The following is a 24,574-nucleotide window of genomic DNA, read 5'->3' as shown; positions in this document are numbered from 1 at the left end:
CAGGGCGGATCCAGTTCCCACTCGATTGTCAGCACACGGCGCATGGCTTGGCAAGCATACATCTGAATGTCGATTCAGAACGCAATTCCCGTGCCACCGTCAGGCCTGATAAGTCACCTTTCCGCCGCAGATCGTCGTCATCGGCCGCACCGTATGCAGCACTTCCGGCGCGGTCGCCTCGATGTCGCCCGAAAGCACCACGAGATCAGCCAGAAAGCCTGACTTCAGGCGGCCCTTGCGATGCTCCATGAACTCGGCATAGGCGCCTTCCACCGTGTAGCCGGCTAGCGATTCATGCAGCGAGAAGCTCTGGTCGGGATTGCTGTCTGCCCATGGTTTGCGCAGCATTGCCGCCTGAATGCCCAGGATCGGATCGATCGGCGACACCGGCCAGTCGGAGGCGAAGACGACGCGCGCGCCGGCATTCTTCAGTGTCCGCCAAGCATAGCTCAGCGGCCAGCGGTCGCGTCCGATGCGCGACACCGTTGGTTCCAGCGGCAAGCCCATGCTGCCCGGCGGATGCGGTGGCTGCATCGAGGCAATGACGCCAAGCTTCGCGAAACGCGGTATGTCGGCGGCGGTGACCACCTCGATATGCTCGACCCGATGCCGGCTGTCGCGCCTGCCATTCGCCTTTTTTGCCGCCTCATAGCCGTCGAGCACGGCATGCACGGCGCCGTCGCCAATCGAGTGCACCGCCATCTGCAGCCCGCGCCTGTCGGCGGCCACAGCAAGGTCAATGAATTGCTGCGGCGTGAACAGTGGCTCGCCCAGCCAATCCGGACGGTCCGCATAGGGCTCGACCATCACCGCCGTCCACGAATCGAGCACGCCGTCGTAGAACACCTTGACCATGCCCGACGACAGCCATTCACCATCGTAGCGCTCAGCCATCACTGAGGCTTTGTCGAGCATGTCGAGCGTCATGAAATTCTTATAGTGGAACGGCACCTGCACCCGGCAGAGCAAGCCGCCTTCGGCCTCGATCTCGGACAGGAGTTCGAGCTGGTGCAAATTGCCATCCATGTTCTGGATCGATGTAATGCCGTGTCTGGCACACCATTCCAGCCCGCGGCGCATGATCGCCCGGTCGGAGGCCTGCTCGGCCGGCGTCGGCTTCGGGTCCGGCTCGCCGCCGGTGGCCAGGCCGAGCCGCACGCGATCCTCGCCGGCCAGCGCGATCAGCGGCCCAAAAGCCTCGCCCTCGCGCAATTCGCCACTGGCCAGCCCATCGTCGCCCATGACGATCTCATTGCCGGGACCGAGCCGCTTGCCTCTCAGCAGGCCGGCCAGTTCCAACGCCTTGGTGTTCGCCCACATTGTGTGGTGGTCGGGCGCCGCCATGACGAAGGGCCGGTCCGGCAGGATGCGGTCGAGGTGATGGCGGCTGACCCGCTCAGTCGCCGACAGAATGGTATAGTCAGCGCCTTGCGCCTGCAGGACGGATAGATCCGGCCGCTTTGCAGCATAATTGCGCACAGCGTCGCAAAGCGCCTCGAAACCATGAACGCCCATCAGTTGGAGATGATCGAGCTCGGCCGCGCCGGCGAAAAGATGCATATGCGCTTCGATGAAGCCGGGGACGACCGAGCCGCGGCCGGCATCGATGAAGCGCGTGCCGGGTCCCTTGTGCTCCAGCACGGTCGCGCGATCTGCGATCGCAATGAGTTCGCCGCCCTTGATGGCTATGGCTTCAGCGCGGGGAGTATCGGGATCCATCGTCAATATGCTGGCGTTCTCGACGATTAGATCGGCCGATGGCGGCATAATTTTCTCCCGTTTGAGCTAAGGCTAGCAGAGTATTGGCATCTGGCAAGCCATCAGCTGCCACTCGCAACAGCGGTCCGGAATGCCTCTTGGCGGCACTGAAACTCTCTGCCACAAAGCAGTCCATAAACGACAAATACGCAACTCGAAGAGCGAGTCGGCCCGCAAAATGAAGACTGTTTTCTCTCCTCTCCACGCCGGTCATGCCGGCAATGTCGAGCTCATTTCAGGCGCCATAGTGCCGGCCTTCGAGAAGCCCTCGCGCGCCGAGTTCATCAAGGCGAGGGTGGAGAGCGAAAAGCTCGGCCCAGTGTTGCCGCCCGACACGCACGACCTCGCTGCCGCTAAGCAGGTGCATACCAGCGACTACATCGATTTCCTGCCGACCGTATGGCCGCTCTGGGAAGAGTCGGGCCGCACGGGCTCTGCCCTCCCCTTCACTTGGCCGACGCGCGGCTTGCGCGGCGACGTGCGCCCCCAAACCATCGATGCGCTGCTTGGCTTTTACTCCTTCGATGGCGGCGCCGGCTTCGTCAAAGGCACCTGGGAGGCGATCAAGTCGTCCTATGAAGTGGCGCTGACCGCAGCCGCCCTGGTCAAGGACGGCGAGATATCAGCCTTCGCGCTCTGCCGCCCGCCCGGCCATCACGCCGGAGCAGCGTTCATGGGCGGCTATTGCTACATCAACAACGCCGCCGTTGCCGCGCAATGGTTCCGCGATCAGGGCGCCAAGCGCGTCTCGATCCTCGATGTCGACTACCATCACGGCAACGGCACGCAGGAGATCTTCTACGGCCGCGGCGACGTGCAGGTGCTGAACCTGCATGGCGACCCGATGATCGAATATCCGTTCTTCCTTGGCCATGCCGACGAGCGCGGATCAGGGCCCGGCGAAGGCTTCAATGTCAACTACCCCATGCCGTTCGGCACCGCATGGGACGCCTGGAATGCTTCGCTGGAGGACGCCTGCGCGAAACTTGCGGCGTACGCTCCCGATGTCGTTGTCGTCTCGCTCGGCGTCGACACGTTCGAGAAGGACCCAATCAGCAAGTTCAAGCTGAAAAGCGCCGACTATCCCAAGATTGGCCGTCGCATCGCCAAGCTCGGCCTGCCGACGCTGTTCGTCATGGAAGGCGGCTATGCCGTCGAGGAAATCGGCATCAACGCCGTCGGCGTGCTGACCGGATTCGAAGATCGGTAATGCATGTCGCCCAAACGGCTGCCCCGGGCGTTCGAGCCGAGAGAGCGCAGCGGCTTTGGGCAACGGCATTCGTAAAAATCTAGGCCGTAGACTCGTAAGCGCGGAGCCAAAGCCGCATTGAGACGAGCTGAACCATAGCAAGGAAGTTGGCGGCGAGCTTGTCGTACGGGTGGCGACGCGGCGGAAGTGCTTCAGCTTGGAGAAGAAGCTCTGGCAACTACGCCCCTTGGCCGCCGATCGTCTGGAGCGCGCCGCTTCCCCGGGCCCTCCCATTTCGACAAGCCTAGTTGACGGGAAAGAGCGGATCGATCGTCATTGTCTGCTCTCCGGCGCGTAGTGGAGGATGACAACACCTGACTTGAGCGTCCTGGTTTCCAGATGCTTCAGGGGTATCCGGGTCGGGCCGCCCTTGAAGAGCGGCGTGCCTCTCCCGAGAATCACGGGGTTGATCCCGAGGTGATACTCGTCGATCAGGCCGTGCTCCATCAGGGTCGCCGTCAGGTCGGCGCTGCCGAACACGAAGATGTCTCCGCCGTCCCTGGACTTCAGCTTGGAGACTTCTTCCGCGACATTGCCGTTGAAGAGCTTCGTGTTGTTCCAGTCCGCGCTTTTCAGCGTGCGCGAGAAGACCACCTTCTCGATCTTGTTCATGAAGTCCGCGTTCCAGCCTTGCTCGGACGGCCAATAGGCTGCCATGAGTTCGTAGGTCACGCGGCCGAAGATCAGCGTGTCGGCCTTTTCCTGGGTCTCACGAATGTAGTTCTCGAGTTCTTCTTCGAAGACGAACCAGCTGATGTCCCTGTCCGGACCTTCGAAGAAGCCGTCGACGGTCACCATGTCCCATATGATCAGTTTTCTCACAGAACCCTCTCTTCGTGTATCCCTTTGTGAATTCTCGGCCCCATCCCGCGAAGCGGAAGCGCATGTTCTGCCCCGCTTCCGAGATCTCGGTCTTCTCCAGCCTGACCGGCTCCATGCGTTCTGACTGAAGAGGCGGATGCCGTCGCCGATGAGGACGGGCGCGATATCGATGAGGACCTCGTCCACAAGGCCTAAAGCGCGTCGCGTTAACCGGCCTCCTGCGACGCGCTTTAGGGTGTTGTTTCATGCATGTCGTTATCGCAAAACCGCCGCACACTTTTGCGCGACATGCACTTTCGGGCCGACGGGAAGTCGCAGCATTCAGCGGGTTGCGACGAAGCGTTCCAGTTTGCCCAGAGTTTGCAATCCCAGTTCCACGGCACCGAAACCTTTCGCCTCCTGGAACTCGGCAGCCGTGCTGAATACCATGCCCAGCGTTACCTTCGTTGCCCCGTCCTGATCCTCGAACGAGACCCAGGCGTCGGCATGTTTCGGCCCGTTCTCACCCCAATGCAGCGTATAGCCGATCCTCTCCTTCGGCCGGACCTCGACATAGAGATGGTGGTTGGGAAAGACCGTGCCGTCAGACGCGATCATGTCGAATACCCATTCGCCGCCCGTTCGCAAGTCGATCCTCTTGGTTCGACAGGAGAAGCCTTCCGGCCCCCACCATTGCGGCAGCGTTTCAGGGTTCATCCAGGCGCCCCACACGACGGATCTCGGCGCCTGGATTACCCGCTGCAGCACCATGGTTCGTTCCGCCGCGTCCGCGAGGTTGTCTAGGCCGGCACCGAAGCCTGCCCGGTAGCCTGCTTCCATGTCCTGCGCCAGCGAGGAAAGTTGCACCGTCACGACCAGCCAGCTGCGCTCGTGCGTTCCCGAGATATCCGCCGTCACCAGCGCTGCTGATTGCGTCACGCCTTCGCACGAGATCACCTCATAGTTCACGCTGCACACCGCTGGCTTCAGCGCAAGCCAGCCGCACTCGCAGCGGATGTCAGGCTGGCCCTCTACCTTGCAGAGCGAGATCTCGCGTCCACCCACCCTGGTATCGGCCTCCAAGAACTCCACGGTGACCAAGGGCGATGGCGCAGCCCAGATCGCCCGCGCGGCCGGGGCCGTCCATGCCTCCCACAACACGGCCAATGGCGCGGCCACGTCCCGTTCGAAGGTGAGCGTCGCAAAGCGGCCCTTCCTATCATCAGGCACGGGACGGGTCGCATCATTTGTAGCGAGGTTCTGTGTCATTCTGCGCGCTCCTTCATCACATTCATCACAAATGCGTCCAACCGGTCGAGCCGAGCTTCCCAGATGGCCCGCTGTTCATCGAGCCATGTTCGCACCGGGTCCAGAGCCTCCGGCATGATGGCGCAGGTGCGTATCCGCCCGTCCTTGGATGTGGAGATCAACCCTGCCTCCTCCAGCACGGAAAGGTGCCGCATCACCGTGGGCAGACGCAGTCCCGTGGGACCAGCCAGATCCGTCACCCGCGCAGGCCTTTCGGCGAGGCGAGTCAGGATCGACCGGCGGGTCGGATCAGCGAGCGCGTGGAAGAGCAGCGAGAGATCAATATCATGCTTAGCCATGTCACTAACTATCGACCAATTTGCCGGTGGCGCAAGCGAAAACTTCGTCAAGTCGCTAAGTATTTTTTTGCCCAACGCGCCGAGTTCCTGGAGCAGGCGGCTTCGTTGCCGAGTCCGCTGGGAAGTTGCTCGCAGCGATGCCGCCAGTCCGCTCCCCACCAATCTCAGCCGTTCGCGTTTATGGGTTCCGGCAGAAGGCAGCGGGCGCGGCGTTAGGAAAGTCGGCCACCTCACCGAAGCGCCTCACGCGGGCTGCAAGGATGGCTGCTGACTTGTTCCAGCGTCCGCTATCCTGTTGTTGGACCATGATCTTCTTTGAAAAGGCGTTCGCCCTTTGCGAAGTCATGCTCTACCTTGAAGGAACGGCATGAGGCACCGATTCTGGAAGAACGCAGCATTTGAAGTCGGGGAAGCATCCATGATCGACGACGAGCCGGACAGCGAACGCGTCTCGGCGCTGGCGCCGTTCCGGCACGGCATTTTCCGCGCCGTATGGTCCGCCAGTCTGGTTTCGAATTTCGGTGGCTTGATTCAGGGCGTCGGCGCCGCCTGGATGATGACCACGATCGCCACCTCGTCTTATCAAGTTGCGCTGGTCCAGGCCTCGACCACCTTGCCGATCATGCTGTTTGCGCTCGTTGCCGGTGCCATCGCCGACAGCTTTAATCGGCGCAAGGTCATGCTGATTGCCCAGATTTTCATGCTGGTTGTCTCGGTTCTGCTGACTGTGTTCACCTACCTTGGCTTGATAACGCCTTGGACGCTGCTCGCCTTCGCCTTCCTGATCAACAGCGGCACGGCGCTTTACAACCCGTCATGGCAGGCTTCTGTCGGTGACATGGTGCCGCGCGCCAAGCTGCCTGCGGCCGTCGCACTCAACTCCTTGGGCTTCAACCTGACGCGCAGTGTCGGCCCGGCGATCGGCGGCATCATCGTTGCCGCCGCAGGTGCTGCAGCGGCCTTTGCCGCCAACGCATTGAGCTATGTCGGGCTAATCATCGTGCTCGCCCGCTGGAAGCCGGAATTGCCGGCCTCGACACTGCCGCGCGAGACGCTGGGGGCGGCGATGGGCGCTGGCCTGCGCTACGTCGCCATGTCGCCCAATATCGGCAAGGTGCTGGTCAGGGGTGCGGCTTTCGGCTTCAGCGCCGGCGCGGTTCTGGCGCTGCTGCCGCTGGTGGCCCGCGATGTCGTCAAGGGCGATGCCTTGACCTACGGCATCATGCTCGGTGCTTTCGGTATCGGCGCCGTCGGCGGCGCGCTGATCAGCGTCCGGCTGAGGCAGATCCTGTCCAGCGAGACGATGGTGCGCATGGCATTCGCCGGCTTCGCGCTCTGCGCCTTCAATGCCGCCGTCAGCGATCAGGCCTGGCAAACGTCGCTCGGGCTGCTCATCGGCGGCGCCTGCTGGGTGGTCGCGCTGTCGCATTTCAACATCACGGTGCAGATGTCGACGCCGCGCTGGGTGGTCGGCCGGGTGCTCTCGGTCTATCAGACGGCGACCTTCGGCGGCATCGCGCTCGGCAGCTGGATCTGGGGTGTCGTCGCCGATGCGCAAGGCGCCGAACTCGCGCTGACCGCGGCCGCCGTCACGATGCTGGCGGGGGGCGCGATCGGCCTCTTGCTGCCTTTGCCGCAGCAGGCGGTGCTCAACCTCGATCCCACCAACCGTTTCAAGGAGCCGCATCTTGCGCTCGACCTAAAACTGCGCAGCGGCCCCATCGCCATCATGATCGAATACATCATACGCGAGGAGGACGTGCCGGAATTCCTGGCCACCATGGCCGAACGCGGCCGCATCCGCCGCCGTGACGGCGCCCGCAACTGGACGCTGGCTCGCGATCTCGAAAATCCCGCAATATGGATCGAGCACTATCACACGCCGACATGGCTCGAATACATCCGCCACAACAAGCGGGCCACCCATGCCGACGCCGTTGTCGGCGAGCGCGTACGGGCGCTGCACAGCGGCGACGAGCCGCCCCGCGTCCGCCGCATGATCGAGCGTCCGACAACCGCCGGCACGGCGATCGTGATGCCGAAAGGACCGATCGAGCATTAGGCCGTGCCGGTGTGTCCAGCTGGATGAGCACATGACGCTCCAATCCATGCGCTAAGCTGATGGGTCAAACGTACCCTGATCGGCGCAGCCCCACCGGCGCCTTAGGATGCAGCGCGCAGGCTCGTCCGGACGCGCCGTCTGCTTGTGGCGCGGGCCTTCTCCGCCACGACACCGGTGATCTCGACCACGCCGTTCTCATGCGGTCTGGCGTTTGTTACCTTGTGGAGACGCTCATAGGGCAACAGTTCCTTGACCCGAGCATCGAGCAAGGCGACTTCGGCTCGCAGATCCTCGCATTCCTGCCTCTGGACATCGAGCTGTATCTGTTCGGATGCCTGCTGCAGGGAAAGCTGCGAAAAATTCGCGCTCACGGTCGAAAGGTGCATCTTGTCGTCTTCGTTCTCCTTTCTGAGAACGGACAACCTTTCCTCCGCAATTTGCTTTTCGGCCACGGCGTCGCTCCATTGAACCTTGAGATTGGCGATCTCACTGGCGGCTTGACTGTTCTCGTTCGAGGCAACTTCCAATCGTGATTGGAGGTTGCGAATTTCAGAACGCAGGCCGCCGATCTCCGTGAAACTACGCGCACGCTCGGCTTCCCTGTCACTTTCCATGATACGGGCCGCTTCCGTCATTTCCGACAGCTTCGCTTGCGCGACATCGAGCGATTTCTGCAGCCGCATCTCCTCTTTCTCGCTCTTGCCCAGCGCAGCCAGCAGTTCCGAAAGTCGCGTCGCGTCACTGGCATGAATCGTCGAGAGTTCATCCAGCCTGTGCCGTGCCTCAGCTTCCCGTTTCAGCGCCTTGTCGAGATCGATCGACAGGCTGACATGTTTTTCCCTTAGTATGTCGTTCTCGCGTGCGCATCTGTTGGCCTCGGCGGTTCTGGCCGAAAGCGTTTTTACAAGGTCGCCGAACTCCGCTTCGCGTTCTGCGCTCGCATTGCCTGCCACGACGAGTTCCAGCCTTGCTGCAGCCAGCGCACCGCGAAGTGCCTCCTTGTCCTCGACCAGGCTTATCTCGCGCTGCTGCAGCGCCTCGACAGCGCTTTCACGCTCGCGCTGCTTTCTGGTCGCGTCGTGGAGCTGCTCCGACAGCACTCTTTGCTGCGTGGTCAGGCTGACATTTGCCAGTTCCAGTTCGTTGGCGCGAAGAATGTCCCCGTGAAGCAGCTTCAGGAATTCGCCTGTCAGATGATGGGAGGTCGCGATCTCCGACAGTTTCGTGTTGATCTCCTCCAGATACTCCCGCGCATCGTCAAAGAGCCCATCAACGGCATTTAACGCAGCCAGTCGGGTTTGTGCGTGGGAAGTCAGCCGTATTGCGATCTCGGGAGTGTCCGCATCGTCCTCAGGCTGAGAGTTGTCATTCTTTGCCGCGAGATTCTCATCCGGGACGTCATTCAACGGCGATTGGTCGTCTAGCTTGAGACACTCATCGAACGCATCCGCCAAATCGGCTTCGAGCTCCTTGAATGCTCTGTCCACCTTCTCGGCACGCTTGATCAGACTTTTGATTCTCATGACTGAACATCCCCCTCTTGTAGCGCCATCATGGGGTCTTGATCCTCGCCTGCCGGATACGGGTTCATCCTACCTCCCCTGACGCGGTCGCCGCGTGAGATGACCGCTCTTGAATCTGCTGTCATGGTCCCGTTCACACCACCCTGAGCGCATGAGGCCGAGTCCACGCTAGGGACAGGCTTGGCCACTGTCCTCGTCTGTTTGAATGAGGCAAACCGTGTAACTGCCCCGATTGTCGCCCGCTTTCGGGCAACAACCGGAGGACAGTCCGTCAGAGTTCCAGACTTAGGTACCGACCGCCGCTGACCGCACATCCGCGATGATCGTCGTGCCGCTATCGGGAGAGGACGCGGATACGACTCTGAAACTCACCCCGATCGACGTAGCATCCGCGCAGATGTCGCCGCCCGGTGTTCGGATTGAACGATTGGCGGCCGTGCAGCACCCGGCGATTGTCGAAGACCGCCATTTCGCCGGCCTTGAGGCGGTAGGCGATTTGAAAACGCGAGCCGCGGATCATCATCATCAGCTTGCGATAAGCCGCATAAAAGGGCGCACATATATCGGAGGGGAGGTCGATGACATCGACAAGATGGGCGTTGAATCGCAACTCTGTCACTTCTCCATCGCGTCGAGTTACGATCACAGGAAACCGACCGCGCAGATCGTAGTTTTCATCGTGAAACCGATAGGGTATCTCGACCTCGCACAAGAGACGGTAAGCTTCCGGATCTTCCGCCTGTAATGCGGCCACGACCGCAAACCCATCGGCAAAGACCGATCCACCGCCTTCGGCTTCGTTGGCGAGGCAATGCAGGAATTGATAGCCGGGCGGCACCTCCTGGTTGGAGAGATCGGTGTGTAACGGCAGGGCGACCGGCGTATAGGCCAGATTGTTCGGGTTCGGCATCGACACGACCTCGAACATGGTACCGAAATTTGTCTGGCGCAGGAATCCTATCCGCTCGGCCGCATGCCGCCCGGCGTCGGGATCATCGTCAAGCCCATCGACGATGGAGAGCCCGTATGCAGCCGTTGCTTTCAGCCAGGCGAGCAGATCGGCATCGCTCTGAAAGAGGTCTCCGGCGGAGTGACGCGGTATGGTTTCAAGATCGATCGAGCCATCCCAGTGTTTCGGAGCGATGTCAGCCGGATCGTCCCGCTTTCTGCCTGGGCGGTAGGATTCAAAGAAATGACCCGGGATTTCCTCCTCGGCCTGGTCGTTCGGCCAGACAATGCTTACAGCGCCGCCTCTGCCCCGCACGCTGAGCGGTCTGAGCGATGCGTCTACGCTGGTCAGGTCGAATATTCGCTCTTCGGTCTGTGGGTGAAACGCCGATGGCGCATTATCCTTTAGCCAGAGCCACGGATAGCAGACGGTTTCGCCTGACGAGAAAGTCACGGCAAGCGCGGTCTCCCGGGCTTCCACGGAAAGCATGGTATTCATGACGGTGTCTCTCTGAACACGAAATTTAAGTTTCAGCTTGCATCGGGCCCGCAGGCCATCAACCCAGCGGTGGTGGCCACCACAAGCTCGGCTTCCCATAACGATGGGATCCGGGATTTCTGTTCGGTTCTTCGAGCACTCGATCACCAGGTGAAATCTGGCCCCAGCTGAAATCTGGTTCAGATCCACATGGCGATGGTAGCGGTCATTGGCCGGGAGTGTCCAGCTAAATGCGATGGGGTCTCCGTCCCCTGCCGAACGCGACCCTGACCATCGGGACGATCTATTCTGGTCGGGGCGTGGTTGGATGCCGGCCGCCGCATTGTGTGACCAGAGCAGCTTCACTGCGGCGATAAAACCCATCTTCACCTCGGAGAACCGCGTTGACGTAAACGTCAACCCGAAGCTATATGCGCCAGCGACCGTGATCGCGAAATGCGCAAGACGGCGACTTCCGCAGACCGAAGTGCCAATGTGCGACAAACGCAACGAGACGAGGAGAACGGCCATGGGCGTTCAGGAAATTGCCGACAAAATCAGCGCGCGCGTGGCGAGTGCCGGGTTCGATCGTTCGGTGAAGTTCGATACCGGCGACGATGGTGTCATCGTCATCGACGGCGCTGACGTCTCGACCACCGACGCGCCGGCCGACTGCACCATAAAGCTTTCGCTCGACGATCTGGAGGCGCTGATATCAGGCGATCTCAACCCGACCATGGCGTTCATGTCCGGCAAGATAAAGGTCGAAGGCGACATGAGCGTCGCCATGGCGCTGAGCCAGCTGATCGGCTGATCCACTCCAATCCGGGATGAAAAAAGACGCCGCCCGATGGGCGGCGGCTTGTTTCGTCAGGCCGCGAGCGGCAGCCGCTGTGCCTTCAGCTTGCGCCCCGCCGCCTTCAACGTGCCCTGCACGCCGGCGAGCGCGCCTTCCGCCAATTCCAGCGCCAGCAGGCGGTGCCGCTCATAAGGGCCTGGCATGGCCAGCGAGCCGGTTTTTTCGGCCGAAAACCCGAAGCGCTCGTAATAGGGCGCATCGCCAACCAGCAGGATCGCCGCATGGCCGAGACGCGCGGCTTCAGTGATCGCATGGCGCATCAGCGCCGAGCCGATGCCGGCATTCTTGATTGCGGGGTCGACGGCGAGCGGGCCGAGCAGCAGGGCTGGCCGACCGCCCTCGCCCAGCACCACATCCCAGAGCCGCACGGTGCCGGCGACGGCGCCCGACGCATCGCGCGCGACAAAGGAAAGGCCTTCCGAAGGCCGGCGGCCGCGGCGCAGCTTTTCCGACGATTTTTTCCGGCGCTTCAGCCCCATGGCGCTATCGAGCAGGGCCTCGCGCGCCGGGATGTCGGCAGCGGTTTCGGCGGTGATCGCAAAAGCGCCAGCAGTCTCCCCTCTTGAGGGGGAGATGTCGCCGAAGGCGACAGAGGGGGTCGGCACGTCCTGACGCGACACCCTGTCGTGGGCGAAGGACGTCAGCGCTTCACGCGAGACCACCCCCTCTGGCCATTTCGTGGCCATCTCCCCCTCAAGGGGGGAGATTCCGCGCGCAGCGTCCTCAACAATGAAATCCAAAACGTCCATTTCCGCGATCCTTCACGAGCGGATTGTTCCACAGGCAAACCGAAGCGGGCGATCTCGTCGCCCGCACCGGGTGATCTGACCGGCTCTTGCGAGCCGTCAGATCACGTAGGATCGGAGAGGCTCGAAGCCGTTGAAGGCGACCGAGGCGTAGGTCGTCGTGTAGGCGCCGGTGCCCTCGATCAGCACCTCGTCGCCGATGGTCAGCGACAGGGGCAGCGGATACGGCGTCTTCTCGTACATTACGTCGGCCGAATCGCAGGTCGGTCCGGCGAGCACGCACGGCGCGGTCTCGGTGCCGTCATGCGCGGTCACGATCGGGTAGCGGATCGCCTCGTCCATCGTCTCGGCGAGACCGCCGAACTTGCCGATGTCGAGGAACACCCAGCGCACATTGTCGTTGTCGGCCTTCTTCGAGATCAGCACGACTTCCGATTTGATGACGCCGGCATTGCCGACCATGCCGCGGCCCGGTTCGATGATGGTTTCCGGGATAGCGTTGCCGAAATGCTTGCGCAGCGCCGAGAAGATCGCCTGGCCATAGGCCTGTGCCACCGGCACATCCCTGAGGTAACGGGTCGGAAAGCCGCCGCCCATATTGACCATCTTGAGCACAATACCTTCCTCGGCGAGCGTAGCGAACACCTTTTTGGCGTCGCCGAGGGCGCGGTCCCAGGCGGTCAGGTCGGTCTGCTGCGAGCCGACATGGAACGACACGCCATAGGCGTCGAGGCCGAGCGTCCTGGCATGGCGCAGCACGTCGACCGCCATCGCCGGCACGCAGCCGAACTTGCGCGACAGCGGCCATTCGGCGCCTTCGCCGTCGGTCAGCACGCGGCAGAACACACGGGCGCTGGGTGCAACACGGGCGATCTTCTCGACCTCCTCGACGCAGTCCACCGCGAACAGCCGGATGCCGAGCTGATAGGCGCGCTGGATATCGCGCTCCTTCTTGATGGTGTTGCCGAAGGAGATGCGGTCCGCCGGCGCACCGGCGTCCATCGCCATCTCGACCTCGGCAACGGAAGCGGTGTCGAAGGACGAGCCCATCGCAGCAAGGAGGCGCAGGATTTCCGGCGCCGGGTTTGCTTTCACCGCATAGTAGATTTTCGAATCGGGAAGCGCCTTCTCGAAAGCGCGGAAATTGTCGCGCACGACGTCGAGATCGACGACGAGGCAGGGGCCGTTCGGACGTCGGGTGGCGAGGAAGTCAAGGATGCGCTGGGTAGCCATCGGGGTCTCTCCAATCAGCGCCTTTCGGCGCGCACAAAGGCTGCGGGACGCGGGTCATCGACCTCGCGAACACGCGGTGGACAAAGGCGGGACGTCACATCCATGGAACCAGCCGGTGGAGACCCCGGAACCATGAAGCGCCGTCTCGCGGCGGTGAACCTTGGCCTTGCCCGGCCTCGGTTCGCTTTGTCTGCCTTGGCTTGGATTGGGAGAGCCCGTTCCGCACTGCCGGCAATGAAGGTGTGCCTCTTCAGTAACCCCGGTCTTTGGACGACCGGCAGAACACCAGAAAGGCCCGCACCGTCGTTGCTTCAAGGTGTCCTCGGTCTGGCGGTTGGCCGCTAAACCGACTGGAGGGGTTAGCTCCAGTTACCTTACCGATATCCCTCACCATTTTGAGGATCGGCGGACACCCACAGGCACGTGCGACTTTGGGCAAGCGCGATATAAGGTCGAAGCATTTCACAATCAATAAAAATCGTACGCCAGGTTGTAAAATTCCTGGCGTCGAACAATGTTGCAACAACTGTATCCGGATATCGAACGCATGACAGGCACTCGCGGCCCTCTGAACGCTTTTCTCGACCTTGACGATGTCCCCGTGTCCAATGCGCAATCCGGCCCGCTTGCCGACCTGCGGCTGGCCGTCAAGGATATTTACGATGTGGCCGGCCACCGCAGCGGCTGCGGCAATCCGCAGAAACACCAGGAGGCTTCACCCGCCTCGGCGACAGCGCCGGCCGTCCAGGCGCTGCTTGATTCGGGCGCGCGCTTCGTCGGCAAGACGCAGACCGACGAGTTGGCCTTCTCCCTGATGGGGCTGAACGCGCATTTTCCGCCGCCGGTCAATCCGGCAGCGCCAGACCGCATCACCGGCGGCTCGTCCTCCGGTTCCGCCGCCGCGGTCGCCGGCGGGCTGGCCGACATCGCCATCGGATCCGACACCGGCGGCTCGATCCGCGCGCCGGCAAGCTTTTGCGGCCTGATCGGCCTCAGGGTCACGCATGGCCGGATCTCGCTCGATGGCACCATGCCGCTGGCCCCCTCTCTCGATACGTTCGGGTGGTTTGCCAAGGATATGGCGACCTACGACAAGGTCGGCGCGGTGCTGCTCGGCGACGATCTGCATCGGCACGAATTGCAGCGTCCCCTCGTCCAGGATGCGCTGGACGGGCTCGTGCTTGGGCCGCAGGAAGCCGATCAATATCGCGTCATGGTTCGGCATGTCTCTTCGGTGATGGGCACACCGCGGACGATCGCGCCGCTCTCGCATTCCACCGACGATCTCTATTGGTGCTTCCGCACGCTGCAGGGGTATGAGGCCTGGCAAAATCATGGTGCCTGGATCTCGCAGGGTGACCGGATGCTCGGCCCCGGCGTCAAGGGGCGTTTCGAGCATGGTGCGACCATCGGCGCGGCAACCGCGCGACATGAAACGGAACGTCGCGTTTCGTTTCGTCTTGAACTTGCCGAGCGTCTTGGTGAGGACGGCGTCCTTGTGCTGCCGACCGTTCCGGGTGCCGCCCCGCTCAAGGCCGATTCGTTCGATGATTTGCAATCCTACCGCGAACGCGCGCTAAGACTGCTGTGTCTTTCCGGCCTGTCCGGCTTTCCGCAGATCACCCTGCCGCTGGGCCATGTCGAGGGCGCCCCGTTCGGCCTGTCGCTGCTCGGACCTGAGAACAGCGACCGGCAGCTTCTGACGCTTGCCGCGCGTATCCTTTCAGCTCACCAAGGGAGCGCATGACATGGACACGCTGACCCGTATGCGCGCCTTTATCGACGTGGTCGAGGCCGAAGGTTTTTCGGCAGCGGCGCGCAAGATCGGCCGCTCCAAGGCGCTGCTGTCGAAATATGTGCGCGAGCTGGAGGACGAGCTCGGCGCGCTGCTGCTCAACCGCACCACCAGGCAGTTCTCGCTGACCGAAGCCGGCCACACCTATTACCGCCGCGCCTCGGAAATCGTCCGCGAGGTCGACAGCCTGGCCGATGCGGTGCGTGAATCCTCCGGCGACGTTCGCGGCAGGATCAAGCTGTCGGCGCCGCGCACTTTTGCCGACGCACCGATCGGCCAGTCGCTGATCGACTTCGCCAAGCAGCATCCCGACATCGTGCTCGACATTCATCTCGACGACCGCTTCGTCGATCTGGTCGAGGAGGGTTTCGATCTCGCCGTGCGCATTTCGCGGCTGGAAAACTCCTCGCTGATCGCGAGGCGTCTGGCGCCGTTTTCAGTGCGGCTCTGCGCATCTCCCGAACTGATCGCCAAGCACGGCATGCCGGTGCGGCCGCAGGACCTTGGCCGCGTGCCCTGCATCATCGACACCAATGGCCGCTGGCTGACCAACTGGCCGTTCAAGGGCGATAGCGGCGATACGGTAACCGTTTCGGTCTCCGGTCCGATCGAGGTCAACAGTCCGATGGCGGCAAGGGCCGCCGCCGTGGCGGGATTGGGATTTTCCATCCTGCCGGATTTCATCGCCGCGCCCGACATCGAAAGTGGCCGGCTGGTGACCGCGCTGGATGACCGCATCCTGCCCGGAGGTGGCATTTTCGCCGTCTATCCGCACCGGCGCTATTTGCCTGCAAAAGTTCGCGTTTTCGTCGACTTCCTGGTGCAGTGGTTCAAGACGATTGATAGCGCATGAGCCTTCACCCGCCTTGCGGTCCCATTTTCGCCCGCTTTCTGGTAACTCTCGATATTTACCCAAGCTGATGGAATCGCGACCGAGAATGCACCTGAAACGGCAAGCAATCATGATGGCTTCGGCCATGGCGGCGACATTTGCCACGGTCGGCCCGGCCGAGGTGCACCCCCACGTCTTCGCCGAGGCCCGCCTCGAAGTGGTTCTCAGCCCGGATCACCAAACTGTGAAGGCGTTGCGCCATCTCTGGCGCTTCGACGATTTGTTTTCGAGTACGGTGATGATGGAATTCGACAAGAATTCCGACCTGAAGCTCGACGACAAGGAGCTGAAGGAAGTCGCCGACACCGTCCATGCTTCGCTGGCGGAATTCAATTACTTCCAGCTCGTCACCGTCGACGGCAAGGACGAGGCGATGAACCCGCCGCCGCAGCTGATGGCCAATTTCGAGAACGATCAACTCATCATCCTGTTCGAATCCGAACCGAAGGCGCCGATGAAGTTGGCCGGCAAGATCGATATCGGCGTCTACGACCCGACCTTCTACACGGCGATCGATTTCACCGAGGATGCCAATCTGCAGGTCGATGGCATGCCGTCGACATGCGCGAGCAAAGTCGTTCGTCCGAACCCCGACGAGGCGCTCGCCGAGAACCAGAAGACCCTGACGGACGCCTTCTTCAACGATCCGACAGGCACCGATATGAGTAAGATCTTTGCGACCAAGCTTGAACTGAACTGTCAGCCAGAAGGATAATCCGGTGACGAAACCGTCCCTGCGTTTGGCCTTCGGCCTTTTGGCCGCCGCCCTTGTGATGACGCACCTCCTCGGCGCCGCCCACGCCCAGAGCTCGCTCGGCATCGGCACCAATGATGGGATGGCTCCCACCACCGGCCCGTTCGCCCACATCCTGATGTGGATCAACCTGCGCCAGCAGGAATTCTACCGCGCGCTTGCCGGCGCGATGAAGGCGATGCGCGAGGATGGCAGCAAGCTGTGGCTGCTTATCGGCCTGTCCTTCGCCTATGGCATTTTCCATGCTGCCGGCCCCGGTCACGGCAAGGCGGTGATCTCGTCCTACATGGTGGCGAACGAAGTCGCGCTCAAGCGCGGCATCATGCTGTCCTTTGTCTCGGCCCTGCTGCAGGCGCTGACGGCGATCCTCGTGATGATGCTCGCCTATTTCGTCCTGCGCGGCACCACCATATCGATGACCGATGCGGCATGGTTCCTCGAAGTCACGAGCTTTGTCTTTGTCACCCTGTTCGGCGCCTGGCTTTTGTGGCGCAAGGCCGGCCCAGCTATCCTTCGCCTGTTCGGCGCCAACCCTGGCTACAGCCTGTCGGCGGCCCATGCCGGCCACTCACATGCAGGCCACTCACATATGCATTCAGTGCATGCGCTTCACGCACATGGGCATGACGGTCACGACCATGATCATGGCGCACACGACCACCATCATGGTCATGGTGGGCACGATCATCATCACCATGCGGCGGGCGAGGTCTGCGAGACGTGCGGACATTCGCACGCGCCAGACCCGGCGCTGCTTTCCGGCGACCGCTTCGACTGGCGCACCGCCTGGTCGGCGGTGGCCGCGGTCGGCATCCGGCCGTGCTCGGGCGCGCTGATCGTGCTGAGCTTTGCCATGCTCAACGGGCTGTGGTTCGGCGGCATCCTGTCGGTGCTGGCGATGGCGCTCGGCACCGCGATCACGGTCTCGATCTTGGCGACGCTGGCGGTGACGGCCAAGAACTGGGCGGTCTATTTCGCCGGTGACGGCCGCATGGGCAACCGCATCCATTCGATCGTCGAGATCGGCGGCGCAGCCTTCGTCTTCCTGTTCGGGCTGCTGCTGCTTTCGGCCAGCCTGACGCCTGGCGGATGACGCCTTCGCCCGTCCGATTTGGCCGCGCGGCGCTCTAGCTTGCGATTTTGCCGCCAAGCTCGTCCTCGATATGGGTGCGGATGATGTCGTCGAAGCTGGTTTCGGCGGCAAAGCCAAGCTCCCTCGACCGCCGCGCCTCGAACCGCGTCGGCCAGCCCTGTACGATTGCCCAGATCGTCTCGTCGGGCTCCTCGCGGATCAGTTTCACCGCCTCGACGCCGGCAATGCGTTCCAGTGCCTCGATCTGTTCGCCGACGGTGACGGCGACACCCGGCATCGTCAGGTTGCGGCGCGGCCCGACAGTGCCGCCGTCGATCCCTGCCGCGTGGATCAGGAAATTCACCGCTGAGCGCGGGCTGGCATGGGTATGCACGACAGAGCGCGGCACCGGCAATATTGCTTCCTGGCCGCTCAACGGTTCCCGGATGATGCCGGAGAAAAAGCCTGACGCGGCCTTGTTGGGCTTGCCCGGCCTGACGCAGATGGTCGGCAGCCTGATGCCGATGCCGTCGAAGAAGCCGCGCCGCGTATAATCGGCGAGCAATGCTTCGCCCATCAGCTTCTGCGTGCCGTAGGAGGTCAATGGGGTCGGGTGGAATTCGTCGGGGATGATGTCCGGGAACGGTGCGCCGAACACGGCGATCGACGAGGTGAAGACGACGCGTGGCGCAAACCCCGCCAGCCTTATGGCATCGAACAGCGCTCTTGTGCCGTCGAGATTGACGCGATAGCCGAGATCGAAATTGGCTTCCGCCTCGCCCGACACGACGCCGGCGAGATGGAAGATCACGTCGGGGCGCGACGCGACCAGCCGTTCCATCGCGCTCGCCGCGGCGAGATCGCCTGTATGGATGGTGACGTCGATGCCTTCCAGTGTCGGTGCCTGCGGCGGCACGATATCGTGAAGGTCGAGCGCGACGATCTTCCGGTCGCTGAGCATTCCGTCCTTCGCCAGCCGGGCGATGAGCTTGCGGCCGACCATGCCTGCCGCGCCGGTAATCAAAACACGCATATCAATGATCCTTTTTGCGCTGGCTGCGGCCACGCAGCCAAAACACGACGAAAATGGCCACCATGAAGACAGCGGCAATAACAGCGGCAAGAATGGTCGAGACTCGGCCGACCGCCAGCATCACGGTTGGCAAATAGTAGGCGGCGATGCCGAACAGCAGCAGCACCCAGAGGGCGCCTATCGCCGCGTTGCGCGTGTCGCGATCCATCACGTGGCCCTGACGCGGCGGGAATTCACCAAGTTCGTTACCAATGCCATGGAGCTCCCGGTGTCAGTGATAGTGGCCATGATGCGGAGCCGCATCGTGCGCATGGTTGTGCTCGCCATCGTGCTCATCATGGCTGTCGGCGCAATGACCGAATTCCGGTTCCACGGTGGCGTGGGCAATGCCGTGCTCGACGGCAAGCCGTTTCTTGATGGCGCTGACCGCCTTGTGGGCATCGACGCCATCGTTGAGGCAAGCATGCAAGGTCGCCATGTTGCTTGACCCGTCGAGCGACCAGACATGCATGTGATGCACCTCGCGCACGCCGTTGACCGTCGCCTCTATGTCCCTGGCGATCAGGTCGCGATCGAGGCTCGCCGGCACGCCTTCGAGCAGGACATGGGCTGCTTCGCGCATCAGCGACCAGGCCGTGGACAGGATCAGCAGCGAGACGAGGACGGACAGGATCGGATCGATAGGCGTCCAGCCCGTTGCCAGGATGACCAGCGCAGCTATGATCGCCGCCGCCGATCCAAGCAGGTCGCCGAGCACGTGCAGGATGGCACCACGCATGTTCAGGCTGTCGCGGTCGCCGCCATGCAGCACGAAGAAGGAGCCGATATTGACCAGCAGACCGACGATCGCGACGACCAGCATCGGCCCGCCGAGCACGGGCGCAGGCGTCAGCAGACGTTCCCATGCCTCATAGATGATCCACAGCGCAATGGCGAAGATGGCGATGCCGTTGGTATAGGCGACCAGCGTTTTGACCCGGCCGAAACCATAGGTGAGGCGAACGGTGGCCGGCCGGTCGGCCAGATGAAAAGCATACCAGGCAAGGCCGAGCGCGATACAGTCGGCGAGCATGTGGCCGGCATCCGCCAGCAGCGCCAGCGATCCGGTGAAGAGACCGCCAAGCGCTTCCACGACCATGAAGCCGGCGGTCAGGCAGGCTGCGATCAGCACCCGTTTCTTGTCGGTTGAGCCGTGCACATGACCGGCGCCGTGGCTGTGGTCATGCCCTTGCGAACCATGGTCATGCGCCATCTGCGAACTCCTGTTAGAGCCTGATCCATCCCGGCAGAATCGGGATGAAGGCTTTATCTCCTTGTTCGACCATGATCTTACCCGAACCGAAGGTCAGCGCAGCATAAACCGGCCTCCACTTTTCGGGATCATGGTCCGTCTTGTTTGACCATGATCTTATCCGAAAACCGGCCTCCACTTTTCGGGATCATGGTCAGGCGCCGAACTCGGCGCGGAAATCTTCGAGCCGTCGCTTCTGCCGGCCTTCGCCATCGAAATTGGCCGGATCGAGCCATGCCTCATAGGCGCTGCGCAGGGCCGGCCACTCCTTGTCGATAATCGAGTACCAAGCGGTATCGCGGTTTTCGCCCTTGACCACAAGATGCTGGCGGAAAACGCCCTCGAACTTGAAGCCGAAACGCTCCGCCGCGCGCTTCGACGGCTCGTTACGGTTGTTGCATTTCCATTCGTAGCGGCGATAGCCAAGCTCGTCGAAGATATATTTCATGAACAGAAACTGCGCTTCCGTCGCCGCCGGCTTGCGCGAGATTAGCGGACCCCAATAGATGTTGCCGATCTCGATGACGCCATAGGCCGGATCGATGCGCATCAGCGTCTGGCGTCCGGCGACCTTGCCGCTAGCCTTGTCGATGACGGTAAAGAACAGCGGGTCTTGGCTCGCTTCGGCCTTGTCCAGCCAGGGCTGGAAAGCGGCGCGGCTCTCTGGCGGATAGTCGGGCAGCCAGGCAAAGCGGCTGTCGACATCGGCCACCGACGACGCTTTGAACAAGCCATCGCCGTGCTTTTCGGCGTTGAGCGGTTCCAGCCTGACGTAGCGCCCCTCCAGGACTTTGCGTTCGGGCCGCGGGCGCGGTTGCCAATTCTTGAGATTTTCCGACACCCAAAACTCCAATCCATTTGACTTTTGCGAGCGGACGCTCACAAAAACGCTCGCTCGGCGAAAGAACCACACGGACGGGAAAAATGCTCCACACGATTTCGGCCTTCGACCGTCTCGGCGAGGAAAATGCCTTCGCAGTGCTGGCTCGTGCCACCGCGCTCGCCCATCAGGGCCGCGACATCGTCAATCTCGGCATCGGCCAGCCCGACTTCAAGACGCCTCAGCACATCGTCGAGGCGGCGATCAAAGCGCTGCGTGACGGCCACCACGGCTACACGCCGGCCAATGGCCTGCTGGCGACACGCGAAGCGGTGGTGCGCCGCACGCTGACCACCACCGGCGTCGAGGTGTCGCCCGAGGCGGTGATGATCCTGCCCGGCGGCAAGCCGACCATGTTTGCCGCGATCCTGATGTTTGGCGAACCGGGCGCCGAGATCCTCTATCCCGATCCCGGCTTTCCCATCTATCGCTCGATGATCGAATTCACCGGTGCTGCTCCGGTACCGGTGCCGATGCGCGAGGAGAACGGCTTTGCCTTCTCGGCGCAGGAGACGCTGGCGCTGATCACGCCGAAGACCAGGCTGCTCATCTTAAACTCGCCGGCCAACCCGACCGGCGGAGTCACCCCCCGCGCCGAGATAGAGAAGCTGGTCAAAGGGCTGGAAGCGCACCCGGACGTCGCCATCCTCTCGGACGAAATCTACGACGTGATGACCTATGACGGCGAGACGCATTGCTCGCTGCTGAATTTCCCTGAAATCCGTGACCGGCTGATCGTGCTCAATGGCTGGTCGAAAACCTGGGCGATGACCGGCTGGCGGATGGGCTGGTCGATCTGGCCGAACGGCGAAAAGGGCGCCCACCTCTACGACAAGGTACGCAAGCTGGCGGTCAATTGCTGGTCCTGCGTCAACGCGCCGAGCCAATATGCCGGCATCGCCGCCATCGACGGTCCGCAGGACGACGTCGACAAGATGATGCGCGCCTTCGACCGCCGCAGGAAGGTCGTGGTCGAAGGACTGAACGCTTTATCAGGCGTTTCCTGCATCACACCGAAGGGCGCGTTCTATGCCTTCCCCAATGTCTCCCAAACCGGCTGGAAAGCCAAGAAGCTTGCGTCTGCCCTGCTTGAGGATGCCGGCGTGGCGCTAATCGGCGGGCCTGATTTCGGCATTCTCGGCGAAGGCTATATCAGGTTGTCTTACGCCAATTCCGAAGAGAACATCCTGCGCGCGCTGGAGCGGATCGAGACGTTTCTGGCAAAGTGAGGGCGGGTACAGGACCGACGAAAGGAGCCGTCAGATGTTTTATGCCATCCTCGCCTATCACGTGGAAGAAGCGATCACGGCGCTGACGCCGGAGGAGGACGCGGCGCTGATGACTGACCTGCTCCAGATAAACGAACGGCTATACCGGGAAGGCAGCCTTGGCCCGGCGGCGCGGCTCGGGGCGACGCAAGACGCGTGTACCTTGCGCGGGCCGGGCGCCGGAATGGTCATTGACGGACCTTTCGCCGAGACCAAGGAGCAATTGTTGGGCCTCTACGTCGTCGATTGCGACACGCGTGATGCCGCGATCGCGATTGCGCGCGACCTTCGCCGCGTCAATCCGACCGCCGTCTACGAAATCCGCCCCATTTCGCTGTATCTTCCCGGCGTGCCGCTTTCGGCTACGCAGTCTTAGCCAAAGTTGAACGCCGCCCGGCCGGGTCCCCGCTGCTGCGCAGCGTCCCGGCGTTCGCTGGCCTTTCATCGTCCCACTGGCACGATGAATTCGCGCGGACCGGCCGCTCACCCTCGCCCGACATAGGGCATCTTCGTGGCCATCACGGTCATGAACAGCACGTTGGCGTCGAGCGGCAGGCTGGCCATATGGACGACGGCATTGGCGACCTGCTGGACATCCATCACCGCTTCGGCGGCGATAGAGCCATTGGCTTGCGGTACCCCGACCGTCATCGGCTGCGCCATGTCGGTCAATGCGTTGCCGATGTCGATCTGGCCGCAGGCGATGTCATAAGGCCGGCCGTCCAGCGCCAGCGTCTTGGTCAACCCGGTAATGGCGTGCTTGGTCGCGGTATAGGGCACTGAGCCCGGCCGCGGTGCGTAGGCCGACACCGAGCCGTTGTTGATGATGCGGCCACCCATCGGCTGCTGCCTGCGCATGGCGCCGAAGGCGGCGCGGGCGCACAGGAACGAGCCGGTGAGATTGACCCCGACGATGTCGTTCCACACCTCGACGGGGATCTCGTCGATCAACGTCGACTTGTAGCTTGTGCCGGCATTGTTGAAGAGCAGGTCGACACGACCGAAAGCCGCCGCCACCGTCTCGAAGAGATCGTCGACCTGGTCGGCCTTGCTGATGTCGCAGGCGACCGCCAGCGCCTTTGCCTGTGTCGATCCGGCGTCGGCGATCGCCTCGTCCAGCACCTGCTTGCGGCGCCCGCAAAATACCGTGTTCCAGCCGGCCTTGAGCAGCGCCGTGGCGACACTTTTACCGACGCCTGTGCCGGCGCCTGTGACGATGGCTGTTTTGTAGTCTGTCATAACTGTCCTCCTATAGCGCCGCGTGTCCGCAAGAACGCCATAGCACCTTGATTTCGAGCAATTTTGATTTTGTGCATGATCGCTTCCAAAAATCGATTCCGATTTCGGGTCATGCGCTAACCGGCTTCAACAAAAGGGCGGCCATTGGCGGCCGCCCTGATCTGAACCGGCTTGGGAGGAGGAAAGCCGATCCGACTACCTAAAATTATGCGCTTCCTAGGTAAACGAGACATTAACGCGAGAGCGGCGCCCGGATCCCGCCCTCCGCCGCCCTGAAGCCTACCAGCGCGAACCGGCGGTTGCCTTGCCCGACGCCGGCACCCCTGACTCCAGCACCGCTGACTCCGGCACCTCTGGCGCCGGCACCTTTGCCGCCGACACCGTAGCCTCGACATGGTCGACCAGTGCGTCCGGCAGCCCGAGGCGGCCGGCGAGCAGATCGAGATAGCCGCGTTCGGCACGCGTATCCGGATCGACGGTGAGGCGCGAGGCGGTGTAGAGTTCGAGCTTCTGCGCGTCGGTTTGGGCGCCGGCGACCAGCGTATCCAGGTCGAGCGGCGTTTCCAGTTCCGACATCAGGAATTTCTCCGCGTCGGAGCCGATGCCCGCGAGGCTGAGCTTGCCGGCGATCTTTTGCCGTTCGGCGTCGTCGATATGGCCGTCGGCCTTCGCCGCCGAAATCATTGCCCGCACCAGCATCAGCGTGAATTCGTCCTCGCCTTGCGGCGCTTGCGAGGGATGGAAGCTGGTGTCGGCGGGCGGCGGCAGCAATTCCGGCGAGCCGGATGCGGCCGTCTCCGCAGGCGCCTTGCCGTTCTTGTAGTTCTGGTAGGCCTTGTAGGCGAGACCGCCAATCATGGCCAGGCCGCCGAGCTTTACCGCAGTGCCGGTGACCTGACGGCCAGCACCGGTTCCGAGCAGCACCGCGGCCAGTGCGCCGGCCGCCAGCGGATTGTCCTTGGCCATCTGCATCGCCTGACCCCCTTTGTCGCGGACGGTCGACCCCGTTCCGGGAATTTGCGAGCCGAGCAGATCGTCGAGGAGCTTCTTGGGATCGAACATCAATGCCTCCAGAATTGGCCCGGC

Annotated in this window: 23 protein-coding genes and 1 pseudogene; 9 read left to right on the top strand and 15 right to left on the bottom strand. The window is 62.4% G+C overall.

Annotated elements, in window-relative coordinates:
- Positions 1-99 precede the first annotated feature (99 nt).
- The gene (locus tag AC0L25_RS16520; RefSeq protein ID WP_473596480.1) at positions 100-1,767 is read right to left on the bottom strand and encodes an amidohydrolase; all 1,668 of its coding nucleotides are present in this window, start codon (positions 1,765-1,767) and stop codon (positions 100-102) included.
- Between the two features lie 169 nt (positions 1,768-1,936).
- On the opposite strand from AC0L25_RS16520, the gene AC0L25_RS16515 reads away from it, so the two are divergent.
- Entirely contained in the window at positions 1,937-2,968 is a 1,032-nt protein-coding gene (locus AC0L25_RS16515; RefSeq protein ID WP_473596479.1) for a histone deacetylase family protein, read from the top strand.
- Between the two features lie 79 nt (positions 2,969-3,047).
- Here AC0L25_RS16515 and AC0L25_RS16510 read toward each other — a convergent pair.
- From AC0L25_RS16510 to AC0L25_RS16495, 4 genes and pseudogenes are all read right to left on the bottom strand, one after another.
- A pseudogene (locus tag AC0L25_RS16510) lies at positions 3,048-3,178 on the bottom strand (IS5/IS1182 family transposase); the annotation flags it as partial.
- A 102-nt stretch (positions 3,179-3,280) separates the two neighbouring features.
- The gene (locus tag AC0L25_RS16505) at positions 3,281-3,829 is read right to left on the bottom strand and encodes a dihydrofolate reductase family protein (protein WP_473596478.1); all 549 of its coding nucleotides are present in this window, start codon (positions 3,827-3,829) and stop codon (positions 3,281-3,283) included.
- Between the two features lie 321 nt (positions 3,830-4,150).
- Complete coding sequence (locus AC0L25_RS16500) at positions 4,151-5,077, bottom strand: SRPBCC family protein (RefSeq protein ID WP_473596477.1); 927 nt, start codon at positions 5,075-5,077, stop codon at positions 4,151-4,153.
- Positions 5,074-5,415, bottom strand: coding sequence for an ArsR/SmtB family transcription factor (locus AC0L25_RS16495; RefSeq protein WP_473596476.1), 342 nt, complete (start codon positions 5,413-5,415; stop codon positions 5,074-5,076). Before AC0L25_RS16495 ends, AC0L25_RS16500 begins: the two co-directional genes overlap by 4 nt.
- 418 nt (positions 5,416-5,833) lie before the next feature.
- On the opposite strand from AC0L25_RS16495, the gene AC0L25_RS16490 reads away from it, so the two are divergent.
- Positions 5,834-7,477, top strand: a complete 1,644-nt coding sequence (locus tag AC0L25_RS16490) for an MFS transporter (RefSeq protein ID WP_473596475.1) — start codon at positions 5,834-5,836, stop codon at positions 7,475-7,477.
- 101 nt (positions 7,478-7,578) lie between these two features.
- On the opposite strand, the gene AC0L25_RS16485 is transcribed toward AC0L25_RS16490, so the two are convergent.
- Complete coding sequence (locus AC0L25_RS16485; protein ID WP_473596474.1) at positions 7,579-9,000, bottom strand: coiled-coil domain-containing protein; 1,422 nt, start codon at positions 8,998-9,000, stop codon at positions 7,579-7,581.
- 334 nt (positions 9,001-9,334) lie between these two features.
- Positions 9,335-10,957, bottom strand: coding sequence for a TauD/TfdA family dioxygenase (locus AC0L25_RS16480; RefSeq protein ID WP_473596473.1), 1,623 nt, complete (start codon positions 10,955-10,957; stop codon positions 9,335-9,337).
- On the opposite strand from AC0L25_RS16480, the gene AC0L25_RS16475 reads away from it, so the two are divergent.
- Positions 10,956-11,240, top strand: coding sequence for an SCP2 sterol-binding domain-containing protein (locus tag AC0L25_RS16475; protein WP_352954561.1), 285 nt, complete (start codon positions 10,956-10,958; stop codon positions 11,238-11,240). The two genes, AC0L25_RS16480 and AC0L25_RS16475, sit on opposite strands and share 2 nt — an antisense overlap.
- Before the next feature lie 56 nt (positions 11,241-11,296).
- Here the strand turns inward: AC0L25_RS16475 and AC0L25_RS16470 are convergent, their stop codons facing one another.
- The gene (locus tag AC0L25_RS16470) at positions 11,297-11,971 is read right to left on the bottom strand and encodes a GNAT family N-acetyltransferase (protein WP_473596472.1); all 675 of its coding nucleotides are present in this window, start codon (positions 11,969-11,971) and stop codon (positions 11,297-11,299) included.
- A gap of 159 nt (positions 11,972-12,130) precedes the next feature.
- Positions 12,131-13,264 (bottom strand): ornithine/lysine decarboxylase, encoded by a 1,134-nt coding sequence (odc2, locus tag AC0L25_RS16465; RefSeq protein WP_473596471.1) that lies wholly within the window; start codon positions 13,262-13,264, stop codon positions 12,131-12,133.
- Positions 13,265-13,811: 547 nt separating this feature from the next.
- Between odc2 and AC0L25_RS16460 the strand changes: the two genes are divergently transcribed.
- From AC0L25_RS16460 to AC0L25_RS16445, 4 genes are all read left to right on the top strand, one after another.
- Entirely contained in the window at positions 13,812-15,011 is a 1,200-nt protein-coding gene (locus AC0L25_RS16460) for an amidase (RefSeq protein ID WP_473596470.1), read from the top strand.
- 1 nt (position 15,012) lies between these two features.
- Positions 15,013-15,912: a LysR family transcriptional regulator gene (locus tag AC0L25_RS16455; RefSeq protein WP_473596469.1), complete on the top strand. Its 900-nt coding sequence runs from the start codon at positions 15,013-15,015 to the stop codon at positions 15,910-15,912.
- A gap of 85 nt (positions 15,913-15,997) precedes the next feature.
- On the top strand, positions 15,998-16,666 hold the full coding sequence (locus tag AC0L25_RS16450; RefSeq protein ID WP_352956360.1) for a DUF1007 family protein: 669 nt from the start codon (positions 15,998-16,000) through the stop codon (positions 16,664-16,666).
- Positions 16,667-16,724: 58 nt separating this feature from the next.
- Positions 16,725-17,798, top strand: coding sequence for a nickel/cobalt transporter (locus tag AC0L25_RS16445; RefSeq protein WP_473596509.1), 1,074 nt, complete (start codon positions 16,725-16,727; stop codon positions 17,796-17,798).
- Positions 17,799-17,832: 34 nt separating this feature from the next.
- Here the strand turns inward: AC0L25_RS16445 and denD are convergent, their stop codons facing one another.
- From denD to AC0L25_RS16425, 4 genes are all read right to left on the bottom strand, one after another.
- Entirely contained in the window at positions 17,833-18,810 is a 978-nt protein-coding gene (gene denD, locus AC0L25_RS16440) for a D-erythronate dehydrogenase (RefSeq protein ID WP_473596468.1), read from the bottom strand.
- 1 nt (position 18,811) lies between these two features.
- On the bottom strand, positions 18,812-19,018 hold the full coding sequence (locus tag AC0L25_RS16435; RefSeq protein ID WP_029349698.1) for a hypothetical protein: 207 nt from the start codon (positions 19,016-19,018) through the stop codon (positions 18,812-18,814).
- A 63-nt stretch (positions 19,019-19,081) separates the two neighbouring features.
- The gene (locus tag AC0L25_RS16430) at positions 19,082-20,062 is read right to left on the bottom strand and encodes a cation diffusion facilitator family transporter (protein WP_473596467.1); all 981 of its coding nucleotides are present in this window, start codon (positions 20,060-20,062) and stop codon (positions 19,082-19,084) included.
- 193 nt (positions 20,063-20,255) lie between these two features.
- The gene (locus AC0L25_RS16425; protein ID WP_473596466.1) at positions 20,256-20,942 is read right to left on the bottom strand and encodes a GNAT family N-acetyltransferase; all 687 of its coding nucleotides are present in this window, start codon (positions 20,940-20,942) and stop codon (positions 20,256-20,258) included.
- Positions 20,943-21,025: 83 nt separating this feature from the next.
- On the opposite strand from AC0L25_RS16425, the gene AC0L25_RS16420 reads away from it, so the two are divergent.
- Positions 21,026-22,210, top strand: a complete 1,185-nt coding sequence (locus tag AC0L25_RS16420; protein ID WP_473596465.1) for a pyridoxal phosphate-dependent aminotransferase — start codon at positions 21,026-21,028, stop codon at positions 22,208-22,210.
- Positions 22,211-22,244: 34 nt separating this feature from the next.
- Entirely contained in the window at positions 22,245-22,625 is a 381-nt protein-coding gene (locus tag AC0L25_RS16415) for a YciI family protein (protein ID WP_473596464.1), read from the top strand.
- A 107-nt stretch (positions 22,626-22,732) separates the two neighbouring features.
- Here the strand turns inward: AC0L25_RS16415 and AC0L25_RS16410 are convergent, their stop codons facing one another.
- Complete coding sequence (locus AC0L25_RS16410; RefSeq protein ID WP_473596463.1) at positions 22,733-23,488, bottom strand: SDR family oxidoreductase; 756 nt, start codon at positions 23,486-23,488, stop codon at positions 22,733-22,735.
- 279 nt (positions 23,489-23,767) lie between these two features.
- Positions 23,768-24,550, bottom strand: a complete 783-nt coding sequence (locus tag AC0L25_RS16405) for a tellurite resistance TerB family protein (protein ID WP_473596462.1) — start codon at positions 24,548-24,550, stop codon at positions 23,768-23,770.
- Between the last annotated feature and the right edge of the window lie 24 nt (positions 24,551-24,574).

Source organism: Mesorhizobium sp. WSM4813 (assembly GCF_055811555.1).
This window is presented reverse-complemented; position numbering and strand designations above follow the sequence as displayed.

Coding starts and splice junctions, on each gene's coding strand:
- AC0L25_RS16410 (WP_473596463.1), bottom strand. CDS start 23,488: ATGACAGACTACAAAACAGCCATCGTCACAGGCGCCGGCACAGGCGTC.
- AC0L25_RS16420 (WP_473596465.1), top strand. CDS start 21,026: ATGCTCCACACGATTTCGGCCTTCGACCGTCTCGGCGAGGAAAATGCC.
- AC0L25_RS16415 (WP_473596464.1), top strand. CDS start 22,245: ATGTTTTATGCCATCCTCGCCTATCACGTGGAAGAAGCGATCACGGCG.
- AC0L25_RS16405 (WP_473596462.1), bottom strand. CDS start 24,550: ATGTTCGATCCCAAGAAGCTCCTCGACGATCTGCTCGGCTCGCAAATT.
- AC0L25_RS16500 (WP_473596477.1), bottom strand. CDS start 5,077: ATGACACAGAACCTCGCTACAAATGATGCGACCCGTCCCGTGCCTGAT.
- denD (WP_473596468.1), bottom strand. CDS start 18,810: ATGCGTGTTTTGATTACCGGCGCGGCAGGCATGGTCGGCCGCAAGCTC.
- AC0L25_RS16470 (WP_473596472.1), bottom strand. CDS start 11,971: ATGGCCACGAAATGGCCAGAGGGGGTGGTCTCGCGTGAAGCGCTGACG.
- AC0L25_RS16455 (WP_473596469.1), top strand. CDS start 15,013: ATGGACACGCTGACCCGTATGCGCGCCTTTATCGACGTGGTCGAGGCC.
- AC0L25_RS16460 (WP_473596470.1), top strand. CDS start 13,812: ATGACAGGCACTCGCGGCCCTCTGAACGCTTTTCTCGACCTTGACGAT.
- AC0L25_RS16445 (WP_473596509.1), top strand. CDS start 16,725: ATGACGCACCTCCTCGGCGCCGCCCACGCCCAGAGCTCGCTCGGCATC.
- AC0L25_RS16480 (WP_473596473.1), bottom strand. CDS start 10,957: ATGGCCGTTCTCCTCGTCTCGTTGCGTTTGTCGCACATTGGCACTTCG.
- AC0L25_RS16430 (WP_473596467.1), bottom strand. CDS start 20,062: ATGGCGCATGACCATGGTTCGCAAGGGCATGACCACAGCCACGGCGCC.
- AC0L25_RS16485 (WP_473596474.1), bottom strand. CDS start 9,000: ATGAGAATCAAAAGTCTGATCAAGCGTGCCGAGAAGGTGGACAGAGCA.
- AC0L25_RS16515 (WP_473596479.1), top strand. CDS start 1,937: ATGAAGACTGTTTTCTCTCCTCTCCACGCCGGTCATGCCGGCAATGTC.
- AC0L25_RS16495 (WP_473596476.1), bottom strand. CDS start 5,415: ATGGCTAAGCATGATATTGATCTCTCGCTGCTCTTCCACGCGCTCGCT.
- AC0L25_RS16475 (WP_352954561.1), top strand. CDS start 10,956: ATGGGCGTTCAGGAAATTGCCGACAAAATCAGCGCGCGCGTGGCGAGT.
- AC0L25_RS16520 (WP_473596480.1), bottom strand. CDS start 1,767: ATGCCGCCATCGGCCGATCTAATCGTCGAGAACGCCAGCATATTGACG.
- odc2 (WP_473596471.1), bottom strand. CDS start 13,264: ATGGCTACCCAGCGCATCCTTGACTTCCTCGCCACCCGACGTCCGAAC.
- AC0L25_RS16490 (WP_473596475.1), top strand. CDS start 5,834: ATGATCGACGACGAGCCGGACAGCGAACGCGTCTCGGCGCTGGCGCCG.
- AC0L25_RS16435 (WP_029349698.1), bottom strand. CDS start 19,018: ATGGATCGCGACACGCGCAACGCGGCGATAGGCGCCCTCTGGGTGCTG.
- AC0L25_RS16450 (WP_352956360.1), top strand. CDS start 15,998: ATGCACCTGAAACGGCAAGCAATCATGATGGCTTCGGCCATGGCGGCG.